We start from the raw sequence: 2,858 nt of genomic DNA, 5'->3' as shown, positions 1-2,858 counted from the left end.
CAAAAAGGAAATCATAAGTATTTTTGATTTTGGTAAAAAATTGGTATTTGAAAAGGATCTTAGAGTCTGAGCTCCCAGACTTTAAGATCCTTTTTAATTTATTAATACGATGTTTAACAAACAATTATTATTAATTTTATATGCTTAGATTTCATCAATTTATATAAAATATTAATACTCAAAAATTAAGTGCAATCAATATACTTGAGTATTCCAATGGTTGAGAGCCACTTCGTCCAATAGAGAGAGCCAGCCAATCCATTGGAGTGAGCCATAGAATCCAACAGGCAGAGCCACTTGACACAGCCCTGCCTACTTTTTATTTTTTCAGTTTCGAATATTCTTCTCTCATAGATTTTCCTTGTAAGAATATCTTGTATGAGCTATTGATGATTCGATCCAGTATGGCTTCTGCTACTGGCCCGTTGCCCAGCTTCTCCAACCATCCTTCTGGTGTCCATTGGGAACAGAGAATCGTTGATTTTCTGTTCGTTCGTTTTTCGATCACTTCGAGGATGTCGTTTCGTTCCGATTCATTGACAGATGTCAAAAGGAATTCATCTATGATCAATAAGTCAATTTTTGAGATCTGTTTTAGATAATCTCTATATCTCCCTTGAATTCTAACTGCTTCGAACTCGGACAGTAATTCTGGCATCCGTATATATCGCGCCTTATATTTTTCCATACAGGCATGTACTCCGAATGCACATCCAAGCCATGTCTTTCCACATCCGGATGCTCCAACGATTATGATGTTCAATCCGTTCTTTACATATTCATTTGTACTCAATGATTCTATTGTACCTCTGTCAATGTTTCTTTCCGGTCTGTAGTCCACATCGTTTATATTGGCATTGGAATCATAAAATTTTGCCATTTTAATATTCTTTTGGATCGTGTTGTTCGTTCTGGAATCATATTCCATATCGACCAGCCTCTTTAACCTCACCTCAAAACTATCTTCCTGATCGCTCGGTTCCAGGCATTGTCTCTCAAATTCAGAAGCGAATACCGGAAGGCGCATTTCTCGTAACTTCTCCGCGATCTCACTATTTATTGTTTTCATAATATTCTTTTCCTCTCGTCAATGCGTATTTCAAGTTTTCTTCCTTAGGTTCCTGTTTTTCCTTCATATCTTGACCCGATTGTAGAATCAATCTAATATTTTTATAACCGGGCTTGGAGACATGAGCGATGGCCAATGCACATGCATTTTCCAACCTGGTTGCCGTATATTTATCAGAAAGTTTCAACAGCGAAAGACATCCTTTGTAAGCCTGTTCTTCCACCTTGTATCGATTCAACAGTGATTCGATGACCTGATATGTATGGGGACCGATTTCAGCTGCCCATCTTTTGAAACGTTCTCCATTCCAGGTGAACAGTTGATGATTTTCCGGCATATGGTCAATGTTTGTGGAATACTGATTCTTTCTTCCATACAGCCTTTTATGGGAACAGACCAGTGTACGTTTATAATAAACGTCAATATAAGATTTCGTGGACCTAACCTCTACTCTTTTTCCCACATATTCATAGGGAACAGAATAGTTCATCTTATCTACTGCGATGTGATAGTTTAATTGGACCGTTGCCGTCTTCCATTCACTTAGCTCAAAATCCCTTTCAGGAAGAGGTATCATATAATCTTTCTCTTCTTCAAGATAAACCGATTTTCTGGATCCCTCTCGTTTTTGAAATGGACGGTCATTAAACTTTTCCAATTCGATCCATATTGCGTTATTTAATTCATCAAAGGAAAAGAAAGTTCGATTTCTTAAATGTGCCATGATGGAAGTGGTGATCGTATTAACTGTTCCTTCTACAGCGGCCTTATCTTTAGGGGCTCGGATCCTGGCCGGGATAACAGTGGTTCCATAATGATCTGCCATTTCTTGATAGGATTTGTTTAATACAGGATCTTCATATTTTTTATTTGAATCCACTCCCGTCTTAAGATTGTCCGGAACCAGTAGTCTAGTGACACCGCCATAATAACGAAAAGCGTTGATATGACAATCGATCCAGTTTTTCGAGTCCATAGAAGGACATGCCTGCACATAGGAAAACATACTAAACGGAAGAGTTGCCACGAAGAGATAGGCCTTCGTTATTTCGCCAGTATACCGGTCGGTTACTTCCATGGTCTTTCCATCCCAATCAACCATCAACTTATCACCTGGTTTATGATTGATATGCATTGTAAGCCGATGTTTCTTCACGTAATCTGTGTACAGCTTGTAGAAATTACTTCTCTGATAGAATGGTTTCCCAATGGATCTGCACTGTTCCACGTATTCATCCCATAACAGCTGAAGGGTGACTCCCGGTTTCAAAAGCTCTTTATGAATCTTTTCAAAATCCGGTGATTGATAGATCAGGTTCACTGTATCGTTCCCAAACAAATAGGATTCAATTTGATTCTCGTCCATGTTATGGGCCTTCTCCCAATACAGCTGTTTCTGGTCTGCCAATGAAAATATCCGACTGACTGTATTCCTGGATATTTTCAGAGAATCCGCAATAAAGCGTTGACTCTTATTTGAAGCTCTAAGCTTCAAGATTTTCTTTAAATCTCGCATATAAAACACCTCCAATTCCACAAGATATTAAAGAATGCGATAACTATCGCATACATATCTTAAGAAATTAGAGGGTAGAAAAAAACCAGGCTACGCCACCTTGAGAGGATGGCTCTCAAATCGGATTGCCTGGCTCTGTAATTTGGATTAAGTGGTTCTCTAGATTGGAATAAGTGGCTCTATTTTGTCGGATTAGATGGCTCCGCCACTTTGGAATATTCATGTAAAAGCAGAAAACCTGGTTGAATAAAAAATTAATACCGGTAAAGTAAA

The 2,858-nt window shown here is 38.5% G+C and carries 2 protein-coding genes; both read right to left on the bottom strand.

The window, feature by feature from the left end:
- Positions 1-319: 319 nt before the first annotated feature.
- On the bottom strand, positions 320-1,069 hold the full coding sequence (gene istB / locus Q0K03_RS07365) for an IS21-like element helper ATPase IstB (protein ID WP_015535285.1): 750 nt from the start codon (positions 1,067-1,069) through the stop codon (positions 320-322).
- Positions 1,053-2,585 carry an IS21 family transposase gene (gene istA, locus Q0K03_RS07360; RefSeq protein WP_015535284.1) on the bottom strand — a complete coding sequence of 511 codons (1,533 nt, stop codon included), beginning with the start codon at positions 2,583-2,585 and terminating at the stop codon, positions 1,053-1,055. The genes istB and istA overlap by 17 nt, the downstream gene beginning before the upstream one ends.
- Between the last annotated feature and the right edge of the window lie 273 nt (positions 2,586-2,858).

Origin of the sequence: uncultured Faecalicoccus sp. (assembly GCF_944327125.1) — a bacterium.
GTDB lineage: Bacteria > Bacillota_I > Bacilli_A > Erysipelotrichales > Erysipelotrichaceae > Faecalicoccus.
Note: the sequence above shows the minus strand (reverse complement) of the source record. Positions and strands in the feature narration are given on the sequence as shown.

What these genes read in the sequence shown, in the direction of transcription:
- istB (WP_015535285.1), bottom strand. Translation starts at nt 1,069, where the DNA reads ATGAAAACAATAAATAGTGAGATCGCGGAGAAGTTACGAGAAATGCGC.
- istA (WP_015535284.1), bottom strand. Translation starts at nt 2,585, where the DNA reads ATGCGAGATTTAAAGAAAATCTTGAAGCTTAGAGCTTCAAATAAGAGT.